This is a genomic window from uncultured Roseobacter sp. (assembly GCF_947495275.1).
Lineage (GTDB): Bacteria > Pseudomonadota > Alphaproteobacteria > Rhodobacterales > Rhodobacteraceae > Roseobacter.
Map to the genome: position 1 here is coordinate 43,943 of NZ_CANLYL010000003.1, position 26,492 is coordinate 70,434.

The window sequence follows — 26,492 nt, forward strand, 5'->3', positions numbered from 1 at the left end:
CTTCCTTAGTGGTTATCGCGCGGCATCGAAGCGCGGGCGATGTCTTGGTATTTGTCTGCGTCCTCAAGGATCATCCCCTGATCGAAGCGGCCAACTTTTTCGCGGAAATACTGCTGCCAGGGCGATTGGCTGACAGGGGCGTCATAGCCGCCGTTTGCCTCAAACTGGCGGGCGCGTTCGGCCAGCTCATCCAATGGCACCAGCATATCCGCCGTGCATTTGTTGAGATCGATCCGCACCCGGTCGCCGTTCTGCAAAAGTGCCAGACCGCCACCGTCCGCCGCCTCCGGCGAGGCGTTCAGGATCGACGGGCTGCCAGATGTCCCCGATTGGCGACCGTCACCCACGCAAGGCAGCGCTTCGACCCCCTTTTTCAACAGATAGGACGGCGGGCGCATGTTCACGACCTCCGCCCCGCCGGGATACCCTTTGGGGCCAGCACCCCGCATGAACAGGACGCAATCCTCGTCAATGTTTTCGGCAGGATCATCAATGCGATGGTGGAAATCTTCCGGCCCGTCAAAAACAACCGCACGCCCTTCAAAAGCGTTCAGGTCATCGGGATTGGAGAGGTATTTCGCGCGGAAATTATCACTGATTACGCTGGTTTTCATGATTGCGCTGTCAAAGAGATTACCCGTCAGATTGATGAATCCGGCCTGCGCTTTCAGCGGGTCAGACGCGGGTTTGATCACCTTCGCATCTTCACTGCGCCGGTGAGCGCAATTTTCCGCCATGGTCTTGCCATTTGCCGTAATGGCATCCGGATGCGGCAGCAAACCGGCGGCGATCAATTCGCCAACGACTGCTGGCACACCGCCGGCGTGCTGATAATCCTCGCCCAGATACTCGCCAGCAGGCTGCAAATTCACCAGCAAGGGCACATCATGACCGATCTTCTGCCAGTCGTTGTTATCTAGCGGCACGCCCAGGTGGCGCGCCACGCCATTGAGATGAATGGGCGCGTTTGTGGACCCACCAATCGCGGAGTTGATAACAATCGTGTTTTCAAATGCTTCCCGTGTCATGATGTCGGAGGGACGCAGATCTTCCCACACCATGTCGACGATCCGCCGCCCGGTTTCATAGCTGATCTGGCCACGCTCGCGGTAGGGCGCCGGGATTGCCGCAGAACCGGGCAGTTGCATGCCCAAAGCTTCGGCCAGCGAATTCATCGTCGTCGCGGTCCCCATGGTGTTGCAGTACCCCACCGACGGCGCGGAAGACGCCACCAGTTCCATGAACCCATCGTCGTCAATTTCACCGGCAGCCAGCATTTCGCGGGCTTTCCACACGATTGTGCCTGACCCCGTCCGCTCGCCACGGAAATACCCATTCAGCATCGGTCCAACGGACAGGGCGACCGCCGGAATGTTTACCGTGGCTGCGGCCATCAACAAGGCAGGTGTTGTCTTGTCACACCCGATGTTCAGCACCACACCATCCAGCGGATAGCCAAACAGCGTCTCCACCAGTGACAGATAGGCAAGGTTGCGGTCTAGCATGGCCGTAGGGCGCTTGCCGGTCTCCTGAATGGGATGCACGGGCACCTCGATGCATGTCCCGCCCGCCGCGATGATGCCGTCGCGCACCCGTTTGGTCAGCTCCAGATGATGGCGATTGCAGGGGCTGAGATCACTGCCGGTCTGCGCGATCCCGATGATTGGCTTGCCCGATTGCAGCTCTTCGCGCGTCAGGCCGTAATTCAGATATCGCTCCAGATAGAGCGCGGTCATCTCCGGATTGTCCGGATTCATAAACCATTTGCGTGACCGCAAGTTTTCGATGCCGATTTTCTTCATTGGCCCGACCAGCCTCCGTCGATGATATGGGGATGCCCTGTTGTAAACGCACTTTCATCGCTTGCAAGATAGACAACAAGGGCTGCGATTTCTTCGGCGGTGGCCACGCGGCCCATGGGCTGGCGCGACACAAATTGTTTGAGCGCTTCTTCCTTGCTGCCCAACTCTTTGCCCAAAGCGTCCACGCGGTCGTGCCAGCTTGGGCTTTCCACCGTTCCCGGGCAGATACAATTGCACCTGATCCCCTTGGCAACATAATCGACAGCAATTGATTTCGTCAGCCCGATCACAGCGGCCTTGGTGGTCCCGTAGATAAACCGATTGGGTGCACCGATCACGGACGAACAGGCCGAAGACATATTGATGATCGACCCGCCACCTTTTCCCAACATACCCGGCAGCGCCGCGCGGATCGTGCGGAGCATCGATTTGACGTTCAGGTCAAAAGCGAACTCCCATTCATCGTCTGTCGCGTCCAACACGGTCCCGTGGTGAACAAAGCCCGCGCAATTGAACAGGATATCCGGTTGCGCCTCAGCAATTCCGGCGGCAACACTCTCATCACTCCGGGCGTCAAGTTCGAAAATTTCGATATTTTCGTGATTCGCCTCGCGAATCGTGGAAAGTGCCTTTGCGTTAATGTCGGTCGCAAAAACCGTTGCCCCTTCAGCGGCCATTGCAATTGCGCTTGCCCGGCCAATGCCCTGACCGGCGGCTGTTACCAGCGCGCGTTTCCCACTAAGTCGTTGCCCTGACATGTTTTTCCCCCGTCGCAATTCGCCAGCGACCCTCTGCGGATTGCATTGGTCCCCTGTCCATGGCGCATGCTTTTTGCTGTCTTCGTCAAAAAACCATCAGACGGGCTGGTCCAATGGCTGGTTTACGTTAGCGTATGACACAGCCATGGATTTGGCCACAGCTTTGAAAGACGAACATCACAGGACGGCCACAAAATGACGACATCGCGCAAGATCACCTTGATTGGAACGGGGCTCATGGGTTTCCCAATGTCGCTGAACCTGATGAAGGCCGGGCACGACCTGACAGTCTGGAACCGCAGTGCGTCGCGCGCCGAACCGCTGGTGGCTCATGGGGCCACGCTGGCGACCAATCCGGTCGAGGCCATCACGAGCGCCGAGTTTGTCATCACGATGCTTTCTGACGGGTTCGCAACCGGGGCCCTGATCGAAGACGAAGAAGTGCAGAGGGCGCTCTCCAAAAATGCGATCTGGCTGGACATGTCCAGCGCCAAGCCGGAGCACGCGCGTGAGCAGTCCAGCAAACTAAAAGACCTTGGGATCTCCCATCTGGATGCACCGGTGTCCGGCGGCACCAAAGGCGCAGAAAACGCAGCACTGGCGATTATGGTTGGCGGCGACGCCGATACGTTCGACGCCGCACGCGAGGTATTGCAAGCCATGGGACGGCCGGTGCACGTGGGTCCCTCCGGCGCAGGGCAGCTATCAAAACTCGCCAATCAGACCATTGTCGCCGTGACCATTAGTGCTGTTGCCGAGGCCATGTTACTGGTTGAAAAAGGCGGCGCAGACCCGGCTGCGGTGCGCGAGGCGCTCAAGGGCGGATTTGCGGATAGCACGATCCTCCAGCAACACGGGGCGCGGATGACAAATGGAGATTTTGAACCCGGCGGCCTGACCAAATTCCAGGTGAAAGACCTCAACAACACGCTCGATGAGGCGCGCCATTTGGGCCTGAACCTGCCTGCAACGGAAAACGTTCGGGATCGATTTCAGTATTTCATTGATGCGATGAACGGCGCTGACAAAGATCACTCCGGCCTCTACCTCGAACTCAAATCCCGAAATGGACTGCTGACATGACAAAAGTACTTATCATCGGGGGCGGCGGCATGGTTGGCCAAAAACTGGCAGGCCAGCTGGTACGCGACGGATTGGAAGATCACGGTGCGCTGGATATCACGCTTTTTGACGTGGCCTTTCCAACAGGTGCGGTTGCCGGTCCGAAACAGAAAATCGGCAACCTGTCGCAGACGGGTGCCGCACAGCAACTTGCGGCAGCACGACCGGATATTGTGTTCCATTTGGCGGCCATTGTCTCTGGCGAGGCAGAAACCAACTTCTCCAAGGGCTGGGACATCAACATGATGTCCATGTGGCATTTGCTGGAAGCGTTCCGTGCCGAACATGACGCATCTGGAGGCACCTACGTGCCGCGCGTCGTTTTCACCTCCTCCATTGCGGTGTTCGGGGGTCCTTTCCCCGAGAAGATCGACGACCTTTTCCTGTCAGCACCGCAAACGAGCTATGGCGCCCAGAAAGCTGTTAGCGAGTTGATGCTGACAGATTTCAGCCGCAAGGGGTTTGTCGATGGTCTGTCGCTTCGGCTTCCCACCATTTGTGTTCGGCCGGGAAAACCAAACCTCGCGGCGTCGTCGTTCTTCTCCGGCATCATCCGTGAACCGCTGAACGGAGAGGAAGCAATTCTACCCGTTGATGATACGGTACGTCACTGGCACGCATCGCCTAAGGCTGCTGCGGGCTTTCTCACCCATGCGGCCACGTTGGATACTGACCTTCTGGAAGGCAGACGTGCGCTTAATCTCCCCGGATTGAGTTGCACCGTTGCCGAGCAAATTGAAGCCCTACGCGCCGCTGCCGGACAAAAGGCCGTCGATCTGATCAAACCGCAGCCTGACCCCGATATCATCAAAATAGTGGAAGGCTGGCCCCGCAATTTTGATCCCACCCGCGCCATCAAGCTCGGGTTCCGGGCAGAGAGCAGTTTCGGTGAGATTGTTCAAACCTATATTGCCGAGGATTTACCTGCCGCCTCTACTTGAGTTTTTTCCGGAATCGGTTTCATCAGGTTACGCGCCAGATGATCATTTATCCGCACGCGCATCAGGTCCTCGTTGCGTTCAAGCGCCGCATCAAGAATCGCCTGATGCTCTCGAATGTTCTCGGGGAAATAGCCGTAATTGGTTTCTGCGGAGACAAGTTGCTGGCGGAATTGCTCATAAATGACCTGATGCGTGCGCTTGAGAAGTTTCGAATCACACGCATCAATCAGCGTCTCATGAAACTCCTGCTCAGCGCGGCTCCAAAGCCCCAAAAGGGGAATCACGTCTCCAGATGACCGCACGCGTGTCTCGATGTGTGACAGTTTGTGGTGGGCCGCTGTCAACCGGGATTCCCAATCCACACCTCCCATTCTGATCGACAAACAGGCCCCTTCACTTTCCAGCATGATGCGCATCTGCGTGAGATCATGCTGGCGCTCAAGTGACTGATGTGGCGCACGAAAACCACGCTGTTCCTGAAACTCCACCAGGCCCACGGTGGACAGACGAAACAGGACTTCGCGCACCGTACTGGCCGAACAATTATAATCCTGGCGTAGCTTTTCGGCGCGTAACTTGCTACCGTAGCCGAACTCTCCTGTGATGAGGCGATGACGCATGTCGTCAAAAATATCAGCGTCCTGAGCACCCATCTCTATCTCCCCATGCATTATTTTTGATACCGCCAAAAATTCGAAATTCAAACAAAATCTCAAAATTCCTGAAAAATAAAATATTTTCTTGCGTGTGCCTGCCGCCTCAGCCTAACGTTCCGTTAGCGTAATCACGAACGGGATTTCAAAGCCCCAACTTATACGTGCGCTCAACGTCTGGGAGGACAACAATGAAACTGATGAAAAAGGCGGCCACTGTCGCCGCTCTTGCAGCTTTGACTGCGACATCTGCATTGGCAGATGGCCACGCCGTAACAAAGCTGCGCATTCAGACGCACTACGCGCCTGAAACCGTATCCGGCAAACTGGCTGCTCAATACGTAGAAGACATTCAGGACATGTCGAACGGCGAAATCGAAGTCGAAATGTTCTACAGCGCTTCCGTGGTCAAACCGGTGGAAACATTTGATGCCGCCGCAACCGGCATTCTCGACTGTGATATGACGGGCGGTGGCTATCAGACAGGCAAGAACTCCGCGTTCCAGTTTGTTGGCGACATCATGGGCGGCTATGAGACCCCATATCAGCAGCTCAGCTGGCTCTATTTCGGCGGTGGACGTGAGGCGGCGGCACCACTTTACAACAAATTCGGCATGGAGCTGATCGGTTGGTGGGTCTACGGTCAGGAATCCTTTGCGTCCGGTAAGCCGATCGAAAAAGTTGCCGACTTTGAAGGTTGGAAGTTCCGCTCGCCCCCCGGCATGGAAACCAAGATCTTTGAAAAACTCGGTGCACAGCCGATCGTGATGGATTTCACCGAAATCTTTACGGCTCTGGAGACAGGGATCATTGATGGGGCTGACGCTTCAGGCCTCGCCAATAACGTGGGCTTGGGACTTTACGACATCGTAAAATATGCCAACTTCCCCGGCTTCCACTCGATGCCGTCCGATCACCTAGCCTGCAACAAGGCCGTGTTCGACGCAATGCCCGCGCACCATCAGAAGATCATGAAAGTGACGATGGAAGCTCTTGCACTGCGCACGGCGCTGACGTTTGAGAAAAAGAACGCAGAAGCAGCGGCGCAATTGCGTGAACAAGGCGTTACATTGTCCCAATGGGCACCTGAGGAACTGGCCAAATTCCGGGCAGCGGCTCAAGCCACATGGCCAGAGTTCGCGGATACACCAGAAGCCAAAGCTCTGGTTGAGGCGCACCTTGCCTACCTCTCTCAACTGGGTTTGGTATCCGACTAATATGACTTGAATTCAGGCCCTGCTCGCAAAGGCAGGGCCTGAATCTTTCTGGCCCAGACAACAATAATCAGCGGCCAATCTGGTGGGGGACATCATGCAGGAAAAATCAGGAAGCCTGATCGAATGGATCGTGCCGCTTGGCTTCATCTTTTGCGGCGGCTGGGTCATTTGGCATATGCCTGCTTTCATACTGGATTGGGGTGGGCACGGCGACCAGCTAGCGGCCCATTTTGCCCGCGTCGACGTGGCCCCGAATATGCCCGTCGTCATGGGCACGCATATTGATATCATCGATCTTATCGCGTTACTTCTGATACCCGTTTTGGCCGTCATCGGCATTCTGACCGTGCGCCGGGCTCCCATGGAATTCGAAGCCTGGGGAACACTGGATCGCACCGCCGTCTTTGTTGGTCGCGTTACGATGATGCTGGTCGTGGTGTTGATGGGCGTCATGCTCTACGAAGTTTTCACCCGCTATGTTCTGGCATCCGGCACGCTTTGGGCCAATGAATTGTCGCTCTGGCTGGCTGGATATATTTTCCTCTGCGCCGGGCTTTACGCCATGCAGCAGCGCAGCCACATCCGCATTTTCATCATCTACGACGCCATGCCACGCACCTTGCAGCACGTATGTGACGTGATCTCGACACTGCTGATCGTGACATTTGCGTTTTTTCTCTTCTACGGCGGCTACGGCGAAGCTTTTCAGAAATTCGCCAGATGGGAGCTATATGGATCGGCCTTCAATCCGCCCATCCCGGCAACCCTGAAACCGACCGTCCTGTTCATCGTTGCAATGGTGGCCGTGCAGGCCGTCATCAATCTGATTTCCGACTGGAACACCGAACCCACCGTTCATACAGCGGCGGACGATATTGACGAAGACGAAATCGCCCGCCTGCGCGCGGCTGTCGGCGCAGACGAACCGGAGCAGAAGTAATGGATATTGGCACAATCTCACTGGTCCTGATGCTGGGCCTGGTCCTTTTGCTCGCCATCGGCATGCCACTGGGTTTCGCCTCCGCGATCCTGTCGGTTCTTGTTCTGGTTATGAAATTTGAACCGGCACTACTGACAGCGCCCTGGACCTTTGGCGAAGGCATACTGACCGGCAGACCCGGTACCGGGCCGCTCAATATTCTGGCGCAGAAAATATACGGGCTGTTAACGGACTATGTCCTCATATCCATTCCGCTGTTCATTTTCATGGCCGCCTTGCTGGAACGCTCAGGCATCGCCAAGGAGATGTATTCTTCCCTTAATGTCTGGCTGAACCGCACCCGTGGCGGCATCGCCATCGTGACTTCCATCATGGCTGTTATCATGGCCGCAATGTCGGGGATCATTGGCGGCGAGGTTGTGCTCTTGGGGTTGATTGCGCTCCCGCAAATGCTTCGTCTGGGGTATAGTCAGAACCTTGCGATCGGCACGATCTGCGCCTCGGGCAGCCTTGGAACGATGATCCCGCCGTCGATTGTTCTGATCATCTATGGGCTGATCACGGAGACATCGATCAAGGCGCTGTTCACCGCCTCGTTCCTGCCCGGTTTCATGCTGGCATCTTTCATCATCTTTTACATCATCGTACGCACACAGCTCCGCCCGCAAGATGCTCCTTTGCCCGACCCGGTCGAAGGCGAGCCCTACGGCATGGAGAAGTTCAAACTGTTCTTGGCATTCCTCTGCGTTCTGGTTGCAGGTTTCAGCTCTGCGCTCTTCCTGCGTGCCTTGTTCTTTGAACTCAGTGGTCAGAATGCGGCGCAAACGGGTGACGCCATTGCCTATGGCACCGCGGACTACCTGCCCTGGTTTGGCGGAGCGGTTGTTGCTTCCTTTGTGGTGATGTTTGGTGTTTTGGGTCGCGCCCGGACCGCTTTGGGATGGTCCATGGGTAAAGGTCTTGTGCCACCCATCGTTGTGATCGGCGTCGTGCTGGGATCCATCTATGGCGGCATCACCGGCATCACCGAAGCCGCCGGTATGGGAGCATTGGCAGTGCTCGTCATCGCGATTTTCCGCGGCGAGGCCTCCTTTGATCTCGTGTGGGACAGCCTGATGCGCACGCTCAAATCCACCGGAACGATCATCTGGGTGACGATTGGTGCAGCAGCCCTCGCCGGGGCCTATACAATCGCGGGCGGGCCGGTTTATGTGGCCGATTTCATCGTGGGCTCCGATTTGCCAACCATGGGCATTATCCTTGCGATGATGCTGATCCTGCTCTTTATGGGGGCCTTCATGGATTGGGTCGGCATCGTGCTACTGATCATCCCCGTCTTTCTACCCATCGTACAGCGGTTGCCCATCGAGGAAATCGGACTTATCGGCGAGCTGAACCCGCGCCATGTGGCAATCTGGTTTGGCGTGGTCTTCTGTATGAACATGCAGGTAAGCTTTCTCAGCCCACCCTTCGGGCCCGCTGCCTTCTATCTGAAATCGGTGGCCCCGCCCCACATCAGCCTGACGGATATTTTCAAGGGCTTTCTGCCGTTCATCGGCATTCAGCTCTGCGCCCTGTCTGTCCTGCTGATCTGGCCCCCCATTGTGTCTCTGCTTTTGCCATAGATGATGGAGAACCCGGATGCTGTCTTATGGCCAGAAACGCGCGTTTGAAACGGATGGCTACCTCGTCTTGCCTGACGTTGTTCCGCAATCTGTCCGGGATGCGGTTGCCGCCGAATACGCCCAGTTGCTGGATCACCTCTGTGCCGATTGGCAGGCACGGAACCTTCTGCCTGCCGGTGTTTCATCACAGGATTTCTGGGGGAAGTTACTGACGGCCTACCGGGCCGGATGCGACTGGTTCCAGCCCATGGACATCAGCCTGCCGGGGGGCGACATCAGGGCGGACACGCCCATGCATTTTGGACCGGCGGTATTTGACCTTGTGACCTGTTCTGCGATTCTGGATGTGGTTGAGGCGCTGATCGGGCCCGAGATCACGTCCAACCCTATTCAGCATATCCGGATCAAGCCGCCACGCCCGGCACTGAACACGGAAGAAATCCGCGCCCATGTGACCCAAACCGACTGGCATCAGGATCGCGGCGTCGGTCTGGAAGAGGCCGATGCGACGGATATGATCACTGTCTGGATCGCCATGACAGATGCAACCGTTGAAAACGGGTGTTTGCAGGTCATCCCCGGGGCGGACCGCGAGATGCTGCCCCATTGTCCCAAAACCCAGACGGCGATTGCGGACGGGTTCATTGATGAGACACAAGCCGTGCCGCTTCCGGTCCCGGCAGGTGGTGTCGTGCTGCTTCATCCGCTTTTGCCACATGCCTCGCTGCCCAATGGCACCCACGCGTTCAGGTGGTCGTTCGATCTGCGCTACAATGTGACGGGACAGCCGACCGGGCGGGCGCATTTCCCTGAATTTATCGCGCGCAGCGCAGATGATCCGGGTCAGGTCTTGACCGACTGGCGCCTATGGCGGCAGATGTGGGAAGACGCGCGCGACACTCTGGCGCGCAACCCCCACATCCCCATTCATCGCTGGCAAGGCGATGCGCCGTTCTGCGCCTAAGGAGACCCCATGGATACCGTCCGTCTTGATCCGGCTGATAATGTCGTCACTGCCACACGTCCGCTGCAAGCAGGTGTCGCTGTCGAAGGGGTGAATACCCGTGCGCTCATCCCCTCCGGGCACAAGATCGCAACAACGCCGATTGCCAAAGGCGATGCCATTCGGAAATACGCGCAGATTATCGGATACGCGTCGCAGGATATCGCACCGGGCGAGCATGTGCATACCCAGAACGTGGCCTTTCGCAACACGGACGCGGAATATGAGTTTGCCACCGATTTGCGCCCCGTCAAAACCGTTCCGGAAGACGCCCGCGACACTTTCATGGGCTATCGGCGTGAAAACGGTCAGGTAGGCACTCGCAATTACATCGCCATTGTCACTTCGGTGAATTGCTCGGCCACGGCAGCGCGCCGCATCGCCAGCCATTTCACGCCGGACATCCTGGCGCATTACCCCAATGTCGATGGGGTCGCCGCCTTTGTGCATGGCACCGGTTGCGGCATGGCAGGTGACGGCGAGGGTTTCGAGGCATTGCAACGGGTCATGTGGGGTTATGCGCGGCATCCCAATCATGCGGGCGTGTTGATGGTCGGTCTGGGATGCGAAATGAACCAGATCGACTGGCTGCTCGAAGCCTACGGACTGAAACAGAGCCCGACCTTTCAAGTGATGAATATTCAATCTGTCGCGGGCCTGCAGAAAACCGTTGATCTCGGGATCAAGAAAATCGAAGCGATGCTGCCCCTTGCGAACCAAGCCACACGCACGCCCTGCCCGGCCTCTGAGCTGATGGTCGCCCTGCAATGCGGCGGATCGGATGCATGGTCAGGCATCACGGCAAATCCCGCCTTGGGATACGCCTGTGATCTGCTGGCCGCCCAGGGTGGCACCGGTGTTCTGGCCGAAACACCGGAGATTTATGGCGCAGAACATCTGCTGACCCGCCGCGCGGTTGACCGGGCAACAGGTGATCGCCTGGTTGGATTGGTCAAATGGTGGGAGGACTACACCGCCCGCAACAAGGGCTCGATGGACAACAACCCCAGCCCCGGCAACAAAAAGGGCGGCCTGACCACCATTCTGGAAAAATCGCTGGGGGCTGCGGCCAAGGGCGGCACCAGCCCCTTGATGGGGGTCTACAAATACGCCGAACCCGTGCAGGCCAAAGGGTTCACCTTCATGGACAGCCCCGGATATGATCCGGCCAGCGTGACCGGGCAGATCGCAGGCGGGTGCAATCTGGTGTGCTTTACCACGGGGCGCGGGTCAGCCTTTGGTTCGAAACCCAGCCCGACGATCAAAGTTGCCACCAACTCGGAAATGGCCAAACGCATGTCAGACGACATGGACGTGGACGCAGGCACAATTCTGACGCAAGGCGTGAGTGTCGAGGAAAAAGGGCGTGAAATTTACAATCTGTTCCTCAAGGTGGCCAGCGGCGAGGCCACAAAATCCGAAGCTCAGGGCTTGGGTGATTATGAATTCGTACCCTGGCAAATCGGGGCGGTGATGTGAGCCTGACGGAGGTTATCCATCGCAATGAGGTGACTTCGCTTTTGCTTTTGCAGGGTTACAACGTCTATCTGCCGGTCGTCGATCAGGGTATTGATTTCATTGTGCACCGCGAGGCGGATAACGACATGAAATGTGTTCAGCAGAAATCGCGCTGGACGATACATCGCAAATATCTGGACCGCGGCATCTGGATCGCCTTTCGCGACCGGCAAGATTGGTATCTGGTTGAGCATGATCAAATGGTCGATCTTTGCCAAAAGCATGGCACGGAACTTGAAACGCAATCCTGGCAGAGGGATGGCAGCTACACGCGCGCGCATTTGTCAGCAAAATACAAATCCCTCTACGCCGATTTTCACATAGGTACGATATGAGCCCGCCAAAGCGCATTCTGGTCGTCGGCGGCGGGCTGATCGGTATCCGCCATCTTCAGGCGGTAGAGGCCCATCCTGATTGCAGTCTGGTCGGGCTGGCAGATCCGGATATGACACTGGCCTCTGATGTCAAACGCTTTGCGTCGATGGCCGAGGTCACCGAACCTGTTGACGGGGTCATCATCGCAACCCCAACGGGACTTCATGCGGAGCACGGGGTTTATGCCGCAGAACGGGGCTGGCATATGCTGATTGAGAAGCCCGTGGCCGGTGATCTACCCGGTGCTGAGGCCCTCAGTCATGCGGTGGCCAAGGCCGGTGTCGGGTCGCTGGTCGGACATCACAGGCGCTATCACCGCAGCGTGCAGCAGTTGAAAGAACTTGTGGCGGACGGCGCGGTCGGCACACCGGTCTGCGCCAATCTGATCTGGGCGATGCGCAAACCAGACGCCTATTTTGAAGGCAACTGGCGCACGGCGGGTGGCAGCCCCGTCATGATCAATCTGGTGCATGACATCGACATCCTGCGTTTTGTACTGGGTGAAATTGCCACGACAACCGCGTTGCGCGGCAAGGGATTGCGCGCGGGCACCCGCATCGAAAGCGGTGCCATCGCGCTAGCCTTCGAGAGCGGTGCAACCGGCACCATCAGTTTTGCCGATACCTCGCCCAGCCCTTGGGGGTTTGAGGCCGCAACCGGTGAAAACCCGAATATCGGCACAACCGGGCAGGATATGATGTGGATCATGGGAACAAAGGGGGCGGTGAGCTATCCGTCACTGACGCTTTGGTCGGGCCGCGATTGGTCCAAACCCGCCGAAAGCACGCCGGTTGCACCGGAACAGGACGCCAAGGCCCCGCTTGATGCCCAGCTTGACCACTTCATTGACGTGATGAATGGCGCACCGCCGCTTATTGACGTAGCGGACGCAACCAAAACGCTGGCCGCAGCCTTGCAAATCGAAGCCCAACTCGCGGCCCAAGTGGAAGGAGCAGCAAATGCCCGAAACGCTCACGCCTGATCAGATCGCCCATTATCAGGAGCACGGCTATCTGGTGTTGCAGAACCAGATACCACAGGTCTGGCTGGACCGGCTCCATGCGGAAATTGCACGTTTCGAAGAAGAAGCGCGCGGCATGACGGCCAGCAACGACCGGCTTGATCTGGAAGACAGCCACACACCCGAGACACCGCGCCTGCGGCGGATCAAACTGCCGCATCTGATTTCCGACGTGATGCGAGAGCTGATGTTTTCCGATCATATCCTCGCCCCCGCACGTGACCTCATCGGGCCGGATTTGCGCCTGCACACCACCAAGCTCAACATGAAATCGGCAGGCTACGGCGCAGCGGTCGAGTGGCATCAGGATTATGCCTTTTACCCCCACACGAACGACGACATTCTGGCCATCGGTGTGTTGATTGACGATATGGCTGCGGAGAATGGCCCGCTGATGGTCTATCCTGGCTCCCACAGAGGACCGGTTTATGACCATCATGTGGATGGCGTTTTCGCAGGTGCCATGCTGCCGGAAGAGAACGGGCTGAACCCGGCCGATGCGGTACAACTGACCGGGCCAGCCGGGTCCATCAGCATCCACCACGGGCGGATCGTGCATGGCTCCGCGCTCAATACATCTGATCGCGCGCGCCGCATTCTGTTTTACGAGATGATGGCGGCAGACGCTTTCCCGATCATGGGCTCGATGACGAAATGGGACGGGATCAAGGACTATGACACGCGCATGCTGTGCGGGAAATCCACGCTGAACCCGCGCCTCAAGGACATCCCGGTGCGCATTCCGCAGCCGCAACCGGACGTCCCCATCTCCATCTATGAAATCCAGAAAGGCCTAAAAAAGCGGGCCTTTGATACAATCGACTGATCGCATACCCCCGGGAAGGACACCAGATGACACAAGCAACTATCGGATTTATCGGCCTCGGCCTGATGGGAGCGGCCATGGTGGGCCGTTTGCAGGACAAGGGTTATTCGGTAACCGTCACGGCCAACCGCTCCCGCCCGAACATTGATGCCGCAGTGGCGCGTGGGGCGACGGAAGTTGCGACGGCCCGCGATGTGGCGACGGCAAGCGATATTGTCATGCTCTGCATGGACACCAGTGACAGCGTTGAGGCGCGGATGCGCGGCGATGACGGCGTGATTGCTGGTCTGAAACCGGGCGCGGTCGTGATCGATTTTGGCACGTCGCTGCCCGGCAGCACCCGTGCGCTTGGCGCAGAGACAGAGGCCGCTGGCGGTGCCTACCTTGATGCGCCGTTGGGTCGCACACCCGCGCATGCCAAGGATGGATTGCTGAACATCATGGCGGCGGGAGAAAAAGCCGCCTTCGAAAAGGTCGCACCGGTGCTGAATGATCTGGGTGAAAACGTCTTTCACCTTGGCGCACTTGGGTCTGGTCATACCATCAAACTGATCAACAATTTTTTCGGCATGACAGTCGCCAATGCCATGGCCGAGGCTTTCGCCATGGCGGACGTGGCCGGAATTGATCGGCAGAACCTCTATGACGTTATGGCCGCCGGACCACTGCATTCCGGCATGATGGATTTTGTCAAAGGCTATGCGCTGGACGGCGACCCCGCACAATTGGCCTTCGCGATCAAGAATGCGGCCAAGGACGTTGGGTATTATGCCCGCATGGTCGATGAGGCGGGTGCCGAAACGGTCATGGCGCAAGGCGCGCTCACAGCCCTGCGGCGCGCAAACGATGAAGGCCGGGGGGATGATATGGTCTCCACCATGGTTGATTATTACGCTTCCAAAATGACCAAATAGCGTGGCGGTTTCCGCGGGCATTCTGGAGGACCGGCCACATTTTGGCATCATGCTGATGCTATGCGCCTGGCTGCTTTTTGCGCTGGTGGATACCGGCGCAAAGTGGTTGGTTCTCGCCGGATTTCCCGCGTTCCAGCTCGCCTTTATGCGGTATTTCGGTCATTTCATCATCTCGATAGGGGTCATTGCCAAAGGCGGTATCACGAGGGACCGGTTCCAGACCGGGCATATGTGGCAGGTCATCAGCCGTGCCATGCTTCTGATCACGGCGACGCTGTCCAACTTTTACGCGCTGAATTTCCTGCCGTTGACGGTGACTTCCGCGATCATGTTTTCCAGCCCCGTGATCGTGTGTTTCCTGTCCTGGCCGCTCTTGGGCGAACGCGTTGGCCCCTGGCGCTGGTTCGCGATCATGCTGGGGTTCGGTGGGGTGCTGGTGGTCATCCGGCCCTTTGGCGAAGCCTTCCACATTGCCATGCTGATGCCGCTCTATAATTCGGTAAGTCTCGCGCTTTATTCGATCATGACGCGCAAACTTGCCGGTGTTGTCGCCACCGAAACCATGCAGTTCTACATGGGCGCGCTTGGCACTGCGGTCTTGTTGCCTTTTGCCGTCTGGGTATGGGAATGGCCCACCAATCTTGCCGATTGGGCCATCCTGATCAGCCTTGGCGTCTTTGGCTGGGCAGGGCATCAACTGCTGACCAATGCGCATCGGTTTGGGTCGGCCAATACATTGATGCCCTACACCTATTCCTTCATGATTTATCTTTCGATACTCAGCTATCTGGTGTTTGCGCATGTGCCGGACCAGTGGACGATCGCGGGGGCAATGATCATCGTGGTTTCGGGTCTGATCATTTGGAAGAGAGAACAGCGATGACCAAAATTGCCTGCGTCGGCGAAGCCATGATCGAATTGTCGATGGACGGGCAATCCGCAAAAATTGGCGTCGCGGGTGACACGCTCAACACGGCGATCTATCTCAAACGATCCGCCCCCGATCTGACCGTCGACTACGTGACATGCCTTGGCGACGATCCGTTTTCTGAGCAGGTTCGTGAATTCATCGCCACTCAACGCATCGGCTGCGACGCTATCCGAACAATCCCGGGCAAATCGCCCGGCCTTTACGCCATCACGACCACGGACGATGGCGAACGCGCATTCACCTATTGGCGCAGCGCATCAGCCGCGCGGGATATGTTCCAGTTTGACGGCCAATTCGATTTCTCCGTTTTGGAAGGGTACGATTTTGTCTATCTCTCCGGCATCACCTTGGGGATCCTGCCACAGGCCGTGCGATTGGCCTTGATCGACCATCTGCAAAGCACGGATCTACGGGTCATCTATGACAGCAATTATCGCCCGGCGCTTTGGGAGGATGAGGCAACAGCGCAGAACGTCACCCGCGCAATTTGGGCCCATACAGATATCGCTTTGCCCTCCATTGATGACGAAATGGCCCTCTTCCGTGAAACTGCATCCGATGTGGAGTCACGGTGCCAAAAGTCATTCATCAACGGCGCATTGAAACGCGGCGCACAAGGCCCGCTTTCCTTGGGCTCAGACGTTGTGCAAGACTATCCGCCCGCAAAAAAAGTCATCGACACGACGGCGGCCGGGGACAGTTTCAACGGCGGATACCTCGGGGCGCTGTTAAGCGGAAAATCTCAAGCGGAAGCCCTTCGATCAGGCCATGATCTAGCAGCACGGGTTGTGCGACATCGAGGCGCGATCATTCCAGAATAACCGCTGATAGATGCTCCGCGCCAATCAACTCCAACAAAGCTTTGTCGGGCGCACCTGATGAAATGAGCTGCGATATCTTCGCGCCCAACGGATCTTGCAGAGGCCTCGCAGCAGCCGTTTCTTCTCGGCAAAAGGCCAGCCATGCCCGCACCGCCTTGCACAACGCGGGCGATCCAGCCCCATCCGCAGACCGTTCGCGGATACTATCAAAAATGCGATAGGGCAGCTTTTGTGATCCATCCATCGCGATCTGGCGCAGGCTGTGGTTGATGTGTGGATTGTCAAAACGTTCGATCAGCGCTTCAGCATAGGCCGGAGCCTGATGTCGGACATCGGGCGGCAGCGTTTGCGCAGCCTCTGACATGACAGCGCGCGCTTCGTTTCTCAGGACTTCAGCACCCACCGCCTGATGCACAAATTCGAACCCTGCGAGCGTTCCGGCATAGGCCAGCATGGAATGTGCTGCGTTCAGCATCCTGAGTTTGCGCATCTCATGGGGGGCAACATCTATGACAAACTGCGCATCCGGCCAATCGGGGCGCGGGCCTGCAAAGCTGTCTTCGATCACCCACTCACGGAAGGGCTCTGTCGGCACCGCCATGGCATCACCGGTCTGCTTGCGCAGCGCCTCCGTTGTCGCCGGGGTGATCCGATCCACCATGGAATTGGGAAAAGACACAATCGCCTGATCGATCCGCAAATGCGCAGCTTCCGCAAAGTCCAAAACTGCGGCGCGTAATGTCTCACCATTGCCGTTTCGATTGTCACAACTCAGCACGGTCACGGGTGTTGTCCGGTTCGCAAGCCCGCGCGCAAGAAAGCCGATCAGCGTATGCGGTCCATGCCCTGCCAGATCCTCTGCAATCATCGGATCAGCCCGGTTCAACCGGTTGTCCGGGGTCAGGTGATAACCCTTTTCGGTCACGGTGATGGAGATTACGTGAACATCCGGCGCTACAATTTGTGCAAGAACTGCGGCAGGGTTTTCCGGCGCAACCAGAACGTCGTCGAAGACTTCAATATGCTTGGCTTCCTGACCCTGAATGGCAAGGGTGTAACCGAACCCCTGAGCTTTCAACCCGTCGCGCACGCCCGGTGATCTGAGACTGACGCCGCAAATCGACCAGTCCCCTGCATCTTGCGTGTAATCGGCCAGATGCGCCCGGCAGAAATTGCCAACACCAATATGCAAAATGCGCGGCATTACCGGCTCAGCCTGTAGCTATCGCGCGCCAGATCCGTCGCCAGCAACGGGGCCAGCATCCGCGCATCCGCAAGATCAAACACCCCTTTGGAGACCTGCTCGCTCAAATGCTGTGCCACACCGCGCCGCCAGAGATCATGCCGCGCCGGTATGGACAAAAAAGCACGCGTATCGTCATTGAAACCGGCAAGATTGAAATAGCCCGCTGTCTCGACAACCTGATCGAAATACCGCGCGATCCCCGCCGAACTGTCATGGAACCACCACGGCGGCCCGATCCGAAGACACGGCCAATGACCCGCCATCGGGGCCAGCTCCCGCGCATAGGTGGTTTCATCCAACGTGAAGAGAATAAGAGTGAAATCCGGTGTATTGCCCACCCTGTTCAGCAGCGCTTCAAGCCCGCGCACCCAATCCGTTGCAACAGGAATATCAGCGCCTTTATCGCGCCCGAAAGCCGCCAGCACCGCAGGGTTCGTATTGCGCCTGCTGCCCCCGTGTATCTGCATGACCAGCCCGTCCTCAACAGACATCTGTGCCATTTCGATGAGCATATGGCCGTAGAATGCTCGTTGATCTTCAGGCGCATACGTGCTGGATCGTAGACGCTGGTAAACCGCCTCAGGATCATCGAGCCATACGGTATGCACCACCTCAATCGCATGATCCGTCGCTGTCGCACCCATTTTCCTGAAGAAGGCACGACGTTTGCGCAAGGCACTCAGGTATCCCGAAAAACGCGCAACATCCTCGCCAGAGATCACGCCGAGCTGCTCTACATTCGCAAGAAACTGTGGATCATTGGGATCAAGAACATTGTCCGGCCGGAAGGTCGGTATGACACGCCCCTGCCAGTCACTGTCTTCGATCTGTTGATGATGCACGAGATCATCCAATGCGCCATCTGTCGTCGCCAGAACCTCTATCCCAAACCGGTCAAACAAGGCGCGGGGGCGATAGTCCGGTAGCTGCAGTTTTTCGGAGACCTCATCGTAAATCCGATCTGCCGTGGTCTCTGACAGCGGCGCTGCCACATCAAGCGTTTCGTGCAACACATAAGACATCCAGAAGCGTGATGGCGTGCCCAGAAAGAGATGCCAGTTCTTTGCAAACCGGCGAAAGACCTCGCGAGGGTCAGCCTGTTTTCCCGGCACGCCGACACCCAGATCGGCCAAGGCGTGGCCTTGCGAATAAAGCATCCGGAAGACGTAATGATCGGGCACCACCAAAAGGGCGGCAGGATCGGGAAAAGCCGCATCTGCGGCGAACCACTCAGGATCGCAATGACCATGTGGTGAAACAATCGGCAGATCACGAATTTCCTCGTAAAGTGCTCCCGCTGCGCCCGTCAAATTCTGCACATATGCCCCCAACGAAACTTCGCATTTTTCGCCACATTATCAGGTTTTTTTTCCAACGCATCTTTTGCTTGGCCTTTTGCTGGTTTCCTGCAAATGTCGCCGCAGGATGGAGGGGATATGAGGATTGCGCTGATTGGGCTGGGCATGGTGGCCGACACGCATCTTGCCGCGATCCAGCATTCTCGGAAAGGCTTGTCACTGGCAGGCGTCATGGGACGCGACACCCAACGCACGCAGGCATATTCTGACAAAGCAACAAGGGCGCTGGGCTATAGGGTTCCGGCCTTTTCGACGATAAATGAGATCGCCGAAGATCGGTCCATCGATTTCGTTATCATCGCAACACCCCCCGATGCGCGTACCGATTTGGTTTCCGTTTTAGCCGGTGCGGGCAAACCGATCCTGATGGAAAAACCTGTCGAGAGAACCCTCGCAGCCGCAGAAGAAATCGTTCGCATTTGTCGGCAGGCTAACGTCCCTTTGGGCGTCGTGTTTCAGCACCGCGCACGCGCGGCCTCGTTTGCAATGAAACAGGCGCTGGACTGCGGTGTTTTGGGGCAAATTTCGACGGTTGAAATCCGGGTTCCGTGGTGGCGCGACCAAGCTTACTATGATGCGCCGGGGCGTGGGTTATACGCCCGCGATGGCGGCGGTGTCATGATCAATCAGGCCATTCACACTCTTGATCTTGCGCTTTGGCTCTTGGGCCCGATCACGCAAATCCAATCCCTGATGCGCACCACTTCGCTGCACCAACTTGAGGCAGAGGATTGGGCCGGTGCCTTGTTCGAGATGAGCAACGGAGCTGTCGGTAGTCTGATGGCGACAACGGCCGCTTTTCCCGGTGGCGCGGAAAGCCTGCGTGTCCAGGGCGACAAGGCAGCGGCCCGTCTGGAATCCGGCGTGCTGACCATTACCCATCTAGACGGTCGGATTGAAACATCGGGCACTGAGGCCAGCACTGGTGGCGGCGCTGACCCCATGGCTTTTACCCATGAATGGCACCAGACGATCATCGAGGATTTTGCCTCTAGCCTGGCCAACAATTCAGAGCCGATCGCAAGCGGTTCCAGCAGCCTGGCTGCGCACCGCGTTATAGATGCAATGGAACGCGCAAACAGATCCGGCCAACGCACAGAGGTATTTCACGCGTCATGACACTTGCTTTCGTCGCACTTGGCCTCGATCACCGGCACATCTACGGCATGACGGAAAACATGTTGGCAACCGGGGCGGAATGCCTTGGTTACTGGACCGACGGCGCGCCAGAAACACTTGCGGGTTTCATCAAGCGCTTTCCGGACATTCCAAGAATTGAGACGCTGGAAGAAGCATTCGCCGGCGGTGCATCTCTTGCACTGATCTCGGCAGTGCCTGCGGATCGCGCCGCGTTGGCGATAGCGGCAATGCAACGCGGCATGGATGTCATGACCGACAAACCCGGCTGTACAACGCTCGAACAACTGGATGAAATCAAAACCTGCGTCTCGGAAACCGGTCGCATCTGGTCGATCAACTTCTCCGAACGCTTCGAAGTCCCAGCGGTGACGCGCGCCACAGAGCTTGTGCAGGCCGGTGCCATCGGGAAGGTCGTAAATACCGTTGGCCTTGGCCCGCACCGGCTGAACTGCGCGACACGGCCTGACTGGTTTTTCCAACGCGAACGGTACGGCGGTATCCTGACCGACATCGCCTCGCACCAGATTGACCAGTTTTTGCATTTTACGGGCGTAGATACCGCAGAAATCACGCATGCCTTCACGACAAACAACGCTAGTCCCGGCGACCCGGGTCTGCAGGATTTTGGCGAGCTGTCTTTGCGCAGCGGTACGGCAACAGGCTATATCCGCGTGGACTGGTATACGCCGGATGCTCTGCCCACCTGGGGGGACGGGCGCCTTACAATTCTGGGGACCGAAGGCTATATTGAGCTGCGGAAATACGTGGATGTCGGAGGGGCGGATGGCACCGATCACCTCATTCTCGTTACACAGGATCGATGCGAAAGAATTGACGCCTCCGATGCCGGTTTACCCTATTTCGAGCGGTTTGCGCAGGATGTGTTGAACCGGACCGAGACAGCGATGACCCAACAACACTGTTTTCTGGTCATGGAACTGGCGCTGAAGGCACAGCAGTTGGCTGAAACGGAGCGCCTGTGATCCGTGTCGCGATCCTCGGGGCCGGGATCGGCCGGGAACACCTCGCCGCATATCGCGCGTTGCCCGATCTGTATTCGGTATCCGTCATAGTCGATCAGGACGCCGCACGCGCAGAGAGCATTCGCGAGGCGGATGACTTTGCCGTTCTTACCGATCTTGGGCAAGCGCTGGAGGACCCTGCCATTGATCTCGTGGATGTATGCCTGCCACCCCACCTTCACGTCCCGGTAACGCTGCGGGCCTTGGCGGCTGGCAAGCATGTGATCTGTGAAAAACCGCTCGCCACGTCGCTGGCGGCTGTTGATCGCCTGACTGACGCCGCCAAGCTTAGTGGAAAGCAGATCTTCCCGGTCTTTCAATACCGCTGGGGCCCCGCACTGGCCCAGCTGCGCGCGCTCATCGCTGCAGATTTGACCGGCGCGCCCCAAGTCGCCGCCGTTGAAACCCATTGGAAGCGTGGGGCCGATTACTACGCCACACCCTGGCGCGGAACCTGGGCCGGGGAACAGGGGGGCGCGGTGCTTGGACATGCCATCCACAACCACGATCTGCTGACCCATTTCATGGGGCCGGTCGAGACGGTTTCCGCGATGACCACGACGCGTGTAAATCCCATTGAAACCGAGGATTGCGCGGCCATCTCATTCCGAATGCAAAATGGCGCGTTATGCACCAGCAGTATCACCCTTGGCGCGGCCATTGATGAAACCCGTATTCGGATGGTTTTCGAAAACCTGACGGCAACCTCTGGCACTGAACCCTATGCCCCCGGCGCACAACCCTGGGAGTTTACCGCGCGCGCGCCTGATGACCAGCCGAAGGTAGATCGTTTACTTGCAACCTTACCGCCGGAACCGCAAGGTTTCATCGGGTTCCTGAACGAAGTCGCCAGGGCCCTTGCCAACCAACCAAATTCCGCCGTCGGGCTCGATGACGGGCGCGCTTCCATAGAGCTGGTCACAGCCATTTACGACGCATCACGACGCGATACGCAGGTGACACTTCCCTTGGCAAAAACCCACACGCTTTACGAAGGATGGCAACCATGAAGCAGTGTTGGCGATGGTTCGGACCCGCCGATAAAATCCCGCTCGCTGATCTGCATCAAGTAGGTGTCGAGGGGATTGTCACGGCCCTGCATCATCTTGCGCCGGGTACGCCATGGTCTGATGATGAAATATCCATGCGGCAAGACCTCTTGCAATCGCAGGGATTTACCTGGGATGTGGTGGAAAGCCTCCCGGTTTCCGAGACGATCAAAACCCAAGGGACCGGTGCCAGCGAACATCTGGCGGCCTACAAATCCAGCCTTCAAGCTCTGGCGCGACAAGGCATCCACACCGTGTGCTACAACTTCATGCCGATCCTCGATTGGACACGAACTGCCCTGCGGGCATCGCAACCCCATGGCGGCACTGCGATGCTTTTTCGGCTTCTGGATTTTGCCGTTTTCGACCTGCACATTCTCAAACGCCACGGCGCGCAGGAGGACTATTCCACCCTTCAGCGGGACGCTGCCAGCGCACGATTTGACAACTTGTCAGACAGCGAGCGGCTGACGTTGCAACAAACCATTATTGCCGGTCTGCCGGGGGCAAACGACAATTGGACATTGGACGATGTGAGGCGTCGGCTGGCCAGCTATGATGGGATCAGCCCGGACCGACTCAGAGCACATCTGATCGACTTTTTGTCCGAAGTCGCACCCCTCGCACAATCGCTTGGTATGCGGCTTTGCTGCCACCCGGACGATCCCCCATTCGGATTGCTTGGCCTGCCGCGGGTCATGTCATCGACCGACGACTACGCGCATGTGCTGGATGCCGTGGATATGGCGGCCAATGGCGCCACGCTGTGCACCGGGTCGCTTGGGGTTAACGCGGATTTTGACGCGCCCGGGTTTGTCGAGAGGCTCGGGGCCCGTATCCATTTTGCCCATCTGCGCAACACAAAACGGCTTTCAGATGGCGATCCCAACCGTCCTGACTTCTTTGAAGCGGCTCATCTGGAAGGTGATACCGATATGGTTGCGACCGTCCGGGCCTTGATGGCTGAACAGCTCCGGCGCAGAGATGAAGGGCGTGACGATTGGCAAATCCCGATGCGCCCGGACCACGGACAGGAGCTTTTGTCAGATCGTGACATGGACAGCATGCCCGGGTATCCTCTGATCGGGCGCATGCGCGGTCTGGCCGAATTGCGCGGGATCATGGCCGCCTTTGCCGGTTAAACGTCCGACTTCGCAAGTGGGACAACATTTCCAGCATCGTCAGGGGATAGCTCTTCGAAATCGAAATTGTCGAGCCTGTGGGCACGTTTTCCAGCCTTGTCGGCGCTGATCTTGATCTCTTCGATGTCCTTGGAGGCCTGCGAGAAATGCCTGTCCAGATTGCCGACACGTGTTCCCAAACGGTCCACATCCGTCACCAGTTTTGACAGTTCCGACCGAATGGCCCCGGCCTGTTCGCGCATGCGGGCATCTTTCAGAATAGCGCGCATGGTGTTCAGTGTGGCCATGCAGGTGGTTGGCGACACAATCCAGACTCGCGCGTCGAAACCCTTGCGCACCAGCTCGGGGAAATTCGCGTGCAATTCGGCGTAGACGGCCTCGGAGGGCAGGAACATCAGCGCCCCATCCGCCGTTTCACCTTCGATAATGTATTTGTCGGAAATATCGGTAATGTGTTTGGTCACAGCCGTTTTCATCTTGGCCACGGCGTCTTTCAATGCCCAATCCGTCTCTGCCGCACGCAGAGCTTCATATGCCTCAAGTGGAAACTTGCTGTCGATGACGATGGGACCCGGCGGATTGGGCAAATGGACAAGACAATCCGCGCGTTTTCCGTTGCTTAGCGTGTGTTGCAGGGCAAAGCTGTCGCTTGGCAACGCTTTGGACACAATGTCACGCAACTGGATTTCACCAAAGGCTCCACGGGTCTGCTTGTTGCTCAGGATGTCCTGAAGTGACAGCACATCCCCGGATAATTTCGTGATGTTGTCCTGTGCCTTGTCGATCGCCGCCAGCCGTTCCTGCAACTGTGTCAGCGACGTCGTGGTCTGTTTTGACGATCCGTGCAGCGTTTCTTTCATGCGCTCCTGCATTTCCGAAAGGGACCGCGCGGACCGCAGCGCATTATCCGCCAGCCGGTCTTGCATCTGCTGCTGGACGGTGGCGAGCCGTGCCTCAACGGTCTGGATCACCTGCGTTTGCGCGTTGGCCTGCGTGTCGGAGACAGTTTGCAGCCCGCCCCGCAACTGTTCCTGACCGGCGCCCAATTGCTGAACCTGCTGACCAAGCATGCTGATTTGCTGAACCAGTGGTGCTGTCATCTGCACGCTGCGTCCCGCCGACCGCACCGCCATGATCAGCAAAACAAAAATCAACAACAGGGCCGCCGCCCCGACGCAGACCAGGATAACCAACGGGTCATCCAATGCATAAGTATGTCCAGCGATTTCAATCATGTGCGTCCAAAGAGCCGCTCTATGTCACTTAGTTTGAGTTCCACATATGTCGGGCGTCCGTGATTGCACTGCCCGGAATGCGGTGTCGCTTCCATCTCGCGCAGGAGCGCGTTCATTTCTTCCGCTTTCATCCAGCGCCCCGAGCGTATGGACCCGTGACAGGCAATGCGGCTCAGGATCGCTTCGATCCGTGCCTGCACCGTGTTGCTGCTCGACTGATCGGCCAGTTCATCAAGGATGTCCAGCACCATGGCACGTGCATCGACAGCACCCAGAATGGCCGGCGTTTCTCGCACGGCAACGGCATCACCGCCAAAAGGTTCAATGGTTAAACCGAATTTCTGAAGATCATCGGCGATATCCATCAGCCGCGCGCGATCTCCCGCTGAAAGCTCGACAATTTCCGGGATCAGCAGCGCCTGAGACGCCACGCCGTTCTCGGCAATCTGACGTTTCAGCTTCTCATAGACCAAGCGTTCATGGGCAGCATGCTGATCGACAATGACCATACCCGTGGCGGTCTGCGCGATGATGTAGTTTTCATGAACCTGACCGCGCGCTGTGCCCAAAGGGTATTCCGGGGCTTCCTCTGGCGTCGACTCATCGACGGGCTCGGGCGTTTCAACGCGCCCCCAGACAGGGGCCGTTTCCTGAAAACTGGGCGACGGGGCAACAGCCCTTTGCCGGTCCATCTGATAGACGCGCGCGCCAACGGGTTCCGGCGTCATCGCGCCCAGGGTCGCATGCGCCACGGTGCTCGATGCCCTGTGCCCGGCCTCCGCCAGTGCGTGGCGCAGCGCCGAGACGATGAGGCCGCGCGCGACACCCGGGTCCCGAAACCGCACTTCGGATTTTGCCGGATGCACGTTCACGTCCACAAGCGCCGGATCGCAATCCAGGAACAGCGCAGCAGCCGGGTGCCTGTCGCGGCTCAGAAAGTCGAAATAGGCACCCCGCAAGGCCCCCACAAGAAGCTTGTCACGCACCGGCCTACCGTTGACAAAGAGATATTGCGCGATCGCTGAGCCCCGCGAATAAGTCGGTAAAGCCGCAAAGCCGGTCAGGTGCAAACCTTCGCGTTCGGCGTCAATCGGCAGGGAATTTTCGGCAAATTCGCGCCCCAGCACGCGGGCCAAACGACCGTGGAGGGCTCCGAAGAGGTCACCCTGCTCGGCATCTGCCCGAAATACCTCACGCCCCTCGCCACCGCCAGAAACATCCCTCAGCACAAATTGCACGAAGGGTTCTGCCATCGCCAGACGCTTGATCACATCGCCAATGGCCTGCGCCTCTGCCCGGTCCGTGCGCAGGAATTTCAGCCGTGCGGGGGTCGCGAAAAAAAGATCGCGCAGCGTGACCGTTGTACCATTGTTCAATGCGGCTGGTTTGAGCGCGCCCATCACCCCGCCGTTGACCAAAATCTCAACGCCCGGTGCGCCTTCGACCCGGCTTGCCAATGTCAGACGTCCAACCGCTCCCAGAGATGGCAAAGCCTCGCCCCGAAAGCCAAAGGTGTGGATGTCCAACAGGTTGGATCCGTCGATCTTGGATGTGGCATGGCGGGACAGTGCCAGCGGCAGTTCCGCTTCGGTCATGCCGCAGCCATCGTCCTGCACGCGGATCAATGTCTTGCCGCCGTCTGCGTAATCTATGGCGATCCGGCGCGCGCCGGCATCCAGCGCATTTTCCACCAGTTCCTTGACGGCAGAAGCTGGCCGTTCGACCACCTCACCCGCCGCAATCCGGTTGATTGCGCCTTCATCAAGTTGCCGGATAACAGGGCGCACATCGCCTATATTGGGGTCGAGGGATACCATGACGCAAGGTATAGCA

The 26,492-nt window shown here is 57.8% G+C and carries 23 protein-coding genes and 1 pseudogene; 17 read left to right on the plus strand and 7 right to left on the minus strand.

Translation table 11 applies throughout. The features are described 5' to 3' along the window. Positions 1-5: 5 nt before the first annotated feature. Both Q0802_RS06720 and Q0802_RS06725 read right to left on the minus strand, forming a co-directional pair. Complete coding sequence (locus Q0802_RS06720; protein ID WP_298915423.1) at positions 6-1,802, minus strand: IlvD/Edd family dehydratase; 1,797 nt, start codon at positions 1,800-1,802, stop codon at positions 6-8. Continuing rightward, positions 1,799-2,560 (minus strand): SDR family oxidoreductase, encoded by a 762-nt coding sequence (locus Q0802_RS06725; protein ID WP_298915426.1) that lies wholly within the window; start codon positions 2,558-2,560, stop codon positions 1,799-1,801. The genes Q0802_RS06720 and Q0802_RS06725 overlap by 4 nt, the downstream gene beginning before the upstream one ends. 195 nt (positions 2,561-2,755) lie before the next feature. Here Q0802_RS06725 and Q0802_RS06730 point away from each other — a divergent pair, with 195 nt between their 5' ends. Further along, positions 2,756-3,643, plus strand: coding sequence for an NAD(P)-dependent oxidoreductase (locus Q0802_RS06730; protein WP_298915429.1), 888 nt, complete (start codon positions 2,756-2,758; stop codon positions 3,641-3,643). After that, complete coding sequence (gene denD, locus Q0802_RS06735; RefSeq protein ID WP_298915432.1) at positions 3,640-4,623, plus strand: D-erythronate dehydrogenase; 984 nt, start codon at positions 3,640-3,642, stop codon at positions 4,621-4,623. The genes Q0802_RS06730 and denD overlap by 4 nt, the downstream gene beginning before the upstream one ends. On the opposite strand, the gene Q0802_RS06740 is transcribed toward denD, so the two are convergent. Next, positions 4,587-5,276 (minus strand): GntR family transcriptional regulator, encoded by a 690-nt coding sequence (locus Q0802_RS06740; protein ID WP_298915435.1) that lies wholly within the window; start codon positions 5,274-5,276, stop codon positions 4,587-4,589. The genes denD and Q0802_RS06740 overlap by 37 nt on opposite strands. 191 nt (positions 5,277-5,467) lie before the next feature. On the opposite strand from Q0802_RS06740, the gene Q0802_RS06745 reads away from it, so the two are divergent. From Q0802_RS06745 to Q0802_RS06795, 11 genes and pseudogenes are all read left to right on the plus strand, one after another. Beyond that, a complete protein-coding gene (locus tag Q0802_RS06745; protein ID WP_298915438.1) occupies positions 5,468-6,493 on the plus strand; it encodes a TRAP transporter substrate-binding protein in 1,026 nt (341 codons plus the stop codon). Between the two features lie 94 nt (positions 6,494-6,587). Beyond that, positions 6,588-7,433 (plus strand): TRAP transporter small permease, encoded by an 846-nt coding sequence (locus tag Q0802_RS06750; protein WP_298915442.1) that lies wholly within the window; start codon positions 6,588-6,590, stop codon positions 7,431-7,433. Beyond that, complete coding sequence (locus Q0802_RS06755) at positions 7,433-9,058, plus strand: TRAP transporter large permease subunit (protein WP_298915444.1); 1,626 nt, start codon at positions 7,433-7,435, stop codon at positions 9,056-9,058. The genes Q0802_RS06750 and Q0802_RS06755 overlap by 1 nt, the downstream gene beginning before the upstream one ends. 16 nt (positions 9,059-9,074) lie before the next feature. Beyond that, positions 9,075-10,022 carry a phytanoyl-CoA dioxygenase family protein gene (locus tag Q0802_RS06760; RefSeq protein ID WP_298915447.1) on the plus strand — a complete coding sequence of 316 codons (948 nt, stop codon included), beginning with the start codon at positions 9,075-9,077 and terminating at the stop codon, positions 10,020-10,022. Next, positions 10,013-11,540: pseudogene (locus tag Q0802_RS06765) on the plus strand (altronate dehydratase family protein). Before Q0802_RS06760 ends, Q0802_RS06765 begins: the two are co-directional and overlap by 10 nt. Next, positions 11,537-11,914, plus strand: coding sequence for a hypothetical protein (locus Q0802_RS06770; RefSeq protein ID WP_298915450.1), 378 nt, complete (start codon positions 11,537-11,539; stop codon positions 11,912-11,914). Before Q0802_RS06765 ends, Q0802_RS06770 begins: the two are co-directional and overlap by 4 nt. Then, positions 11,911-12,936, plus strand: a complete 1,026-nt coding sequence (locus Q0802_RS06775) for a Gfo/Idh/MocA family oxidoreductase (RefSeq protein WP_298915453.1) — start codon at positions 11,911-11,913, stop codon at positions 12,934-12,936. Before Q0802_RS06770 ends, Q0802_RS06775 begins: the two co-directional genes overlap by 4 nt. Continuing rightward, complete coding sequence (locus Q0802_RS06780; RefSeq protein WP_298915455.1) at positions 12,914-13,801, plus strand: phytanoyl-CoA dioxygenase family protein; 888 nt, start codon at positions 12,914-12,916, stop codon at positions 13,799-13,801. The genes Q0802_RS06775 and Q0802_RS06780 overlap by 23 nt, the downstream gene beginning before the upstream one ends. Before the next feature lie 26 nt (positions 13,802-13,827). Beyond that, positions 13,828-14,715 carry an NAD(P)-dependent oxidoreductase gene (locus Q0802_RS06785; RefSeq protein WP_298915458.1) on the plus strand — a complete coding sequence of 296 codons (888 nt, stop codon included), beginning with the start codon at positions 13,828-13,830 and terminating at the stop codon, positions 14,713-14,715. A gap of 1 nt (position 14,716) precedes the next feature. Beyond that, positions 14,717-15,598: a DMT family transporter gene (locus tag Q0802_RS06790; protein ID WP_298915463.1), complete on the plus strand. Its 882-nt coding sequence runs from the start codon at positions 14,717-14,719 to the stop codon at positions 15,596-15,598. Further along, a complete protein-coding gene (locus Q0802_RS06795; protein WP_298915466.1) occupies positions 15,595-16,467 on the plus strand; it encodes a sugar kinase in 873 nt (290 codons plus the stop codon). The genes Q0802_RS06790 and Q0802_RS06795 overlap by 4 nt, the downstream gene beginning before the upstream one ends. Here the strand turns inward: Q0802_RS06795 and Q0802_RS06800 are convergent. Continuing rightward, positions 16,454-17,671, minus strand: a complete 1,218-nt coding sequence (locus Q0802_RS06800) for a mannitol dehydrogenase family protein (protein WP_298915469.1) — start codon at positions 17,669-17,671, stop codon at positions 16,454-16,456. The two genes, Q0802_RS06795 and Q0802_RS06800, sit on opposite strands and share 14 nt — an antisense overlap. Beyond that, on the minus strand, positions 17,671-19,032 hold the full coding sequence (gene uxaC, locus Q0802_RS06805) for a glucuronate isomerase (protein ID WP_298915472.1): 1,362 nt from the start codon (positions 19,030-19,032) through the stop codon (positions 17,671-17,673). The genes Q0802_RS06800 and uxaC overlap by 1 nt, the downstream gene beginning before the upstream one ends. 117 nt (positions 19,033-19,149) lie before the next feature. Between uxaC and Q0802_RS06810 the strand changes: the two genes are divergently transcribed. The 4 genes from Q0802_RS06810 to uxuA are packed head-to-tail and all read left to right on the plus strand — an operon-like array spanning position 19,150 to position 23,424. Continuing rightward, entirely contained in the window at positions 19,150-20,190 is a 1,041-nt protein-coding gene (locus tag Q0802_RS06810; protein WP_298915474.1) for a Gfo/Idh/MocA family oxidoreductase, read from the plus strand. Beyond that, positions 20,187-21,194, plus strand: a complete 1,008-nt coding sequence (locus tag Q0802_RS06815) for a Gfo/Idh/MocA family oxidoreductase (RefSeq protein ID WP_298915476.1) — start codon at positions 20,187-20,189, stop codon at positions 21,192-21,194. Before Q0802_RS06810 ends, Q0802_RS06815 begins: the two co-directional genes overlap by 4 nt. Beyond that, a complete protein-coding gene (locus tag Q0802_RS06820; protein WP_298915479.1) occupies positions 21,191-22,243 on the plus strand; it encodes a Gfo/Idh/MocA family oxidoreductase in 1,053 nt (350 codons plus the stop codon). Before Q0802_RS06815 ends, Q0802_RS06820 begins: the two co-directional genes overlap by 4 nt. Then, positions 22,240-23,424 (plus strand): mannonate dehydratase, encoded by a 1,185-nt coding sequence (gene uxuA, locus Q0802_RS06825; RefSeq protein ID WP_298915482.1) that lies wholly within the window; start codon positions 22,240-22,242, stop codon positions 23,422-23,424. The genes Q0802_RS06820 and uxuA overlap by 4 nt, the downstream gene beginning before the upstream one ends. Here uxuA and rmuC read toward each other — a convergent pair. Together rmuC and mutL are read right to left on the minus strand one after the other, a co-directional pair. After that, the gene (gene rmuC / locus Q0802_RS06830) at positions 23,421-24,659 is read right to left on the minus strand and encodes a DNA recombination protein RmuC (RefSeq protein ID WP_298915485.1); all 1,239 of its coding nucleotides are present in this window, start codon (positions 24,657-24,659) and stop codon (positions 23,421-23,423) included. The two genes, uxuA and rmuC, sit on opposite strands and share 4 nt — an antisense overlap. Continuing rightward, complete coding sequence (gene mutL, locus Q0802_RS06835; protein ID WP_298915489.1) at positions 24,656-26,476, minus strand: DNA mismatch repair endonuclease MutL; 1,821 nt, start codon at positions 26,474-26,476, stop codon at positions 24,656-24,658. Before mutL ends, rmuC begins: the two co-directional genes overlap by 4 nt. Positions 26,477-26,492: the final 16 nt, after the last annotated feature.

Coding starts and splice junctions, on each gene's coding strand:
- mutL (WP_298915489.1), bottom strand. CDS start 26,476: ATGGTATCCCTCGACCCCAATATAGGCGATGTGCGCCCTGTTATCCGG.
- Q0802_RS06815 (WP_298915476.1), top strand. CDS start 20,187: ATGACACTTGCTTTCGTCGCACTTGGCCTCGATCACCGGCACATCTAC.
- Q0802_RS06800 (WP_298915469.1), bottom strand. CDS start 17,671: ATGCCGCGCATTTTGCATATTGGTGTTGGCAATTTCTGCCGGGCGCAT.
- Q0802_RS06720 (WP_298915423.1), bottom strand. CDS start 1,802: ATGAAGAAAATCGGCATCGAAAACTTGCGGTCACGCAAATGGTTTATG.
- Q0802_RS06740 (WP_298915435.1), bottom strand. CDS start 5,276: ATGGGTGCTCAGGACGCTGATATTTTTGACGACATGCGTCATCGCCTC.
- Q0802_RS06795 (WP_298915466.1), top strand. CDS start 15,595: ATGACCAAAATTGCCTGCGTCGGCGAAGCCATGATCGAATTGTCGATG.
- Q0802_RS06810 (WP_298915474.1), top strand. CDS start 19,150: ATGAGGATTGCGCTGATTGGGCTGGGCATGGTGGCCGACACGCATCTT.
- denD (WP_298915432.1), top strand. CDS start 3,640: ATGACAAAAGTACTTATCATCGGGGGCGGCGGCATGGTTGGCCAAAAA.
- rmuC (WP_298915485.1), bottom strand. CDS start 24,659: ATGATTGAAATCGCTGGACATACTTATGCATTGGATGACCCGTTGGTT.
- Q0802_RS06750 (WP_298915442.1), top strand. CDS start 6,588: ATGCAGGAAAAATCAGGAAGCCTGATCGAATGGATCGTGCCGCTTGGC.
- uxuA (WP_298915482.1), top strand. CDS start 22,240: ATGAAGCAGTGTTGGCGATGGTTCGGACCCGCCGATAAAATCCCGCTC.
- Q0802_RS06760 (WP_298915447.1), top strand. CDS start 9,075: ATGCTGTCTTATGGCCAGAAACGCGCGTTTGAAACGGATGGCTACCTC.
- Q0802_RS06755 (WP_298915444.1), top strand. CDS start 7,433: ATGGATATTGGCACAATCTCACTGGTCCTGATGCTGGGCCTGGTCCTT.
- Q0802_RS06745 (WP_298915438.1), top strand. CDS start 5,468: ATGAAACTGATGAAAAAGGCGGCCACTGTCGCCGCTCTTGCAGCTTTG.
- Q0802_RS06785 (WP_298915458.1), top strand. CDS start 13,828: ATGACACAAGCAACTATCGGATTTATCGGCCTCGGCCTGATGGGAGCG.
- Q0802_RS06725 (WP_298915426.1), bottom strand. CDS start 2,560: ATGTCAGGGCAACGACTTAGTGGGAAACGCGCGCTGGTAACAGCCGCC.
- Q0802_RS06780 (WP_298915455.1), top strand. CDS start 12,914: ATGCCCGAAACGCTCACGCCTGATCAGATCGCCCATTATCAGGAGCAC.
- Q0802_RS06775 (WP_298915453.1), top strand. CDS start 11,911: ATGAGCCCGCCAAAGCGCATTCTGGTCGTCGGCGGCGGGCTGATCGGT.
- Q0802_RS06730 (WP_298915429.1), top strand. CDS start 2,756: ATGACGACATCGCGCAAGATCACCTTGATTGGAACGGGGCTCATGGGT.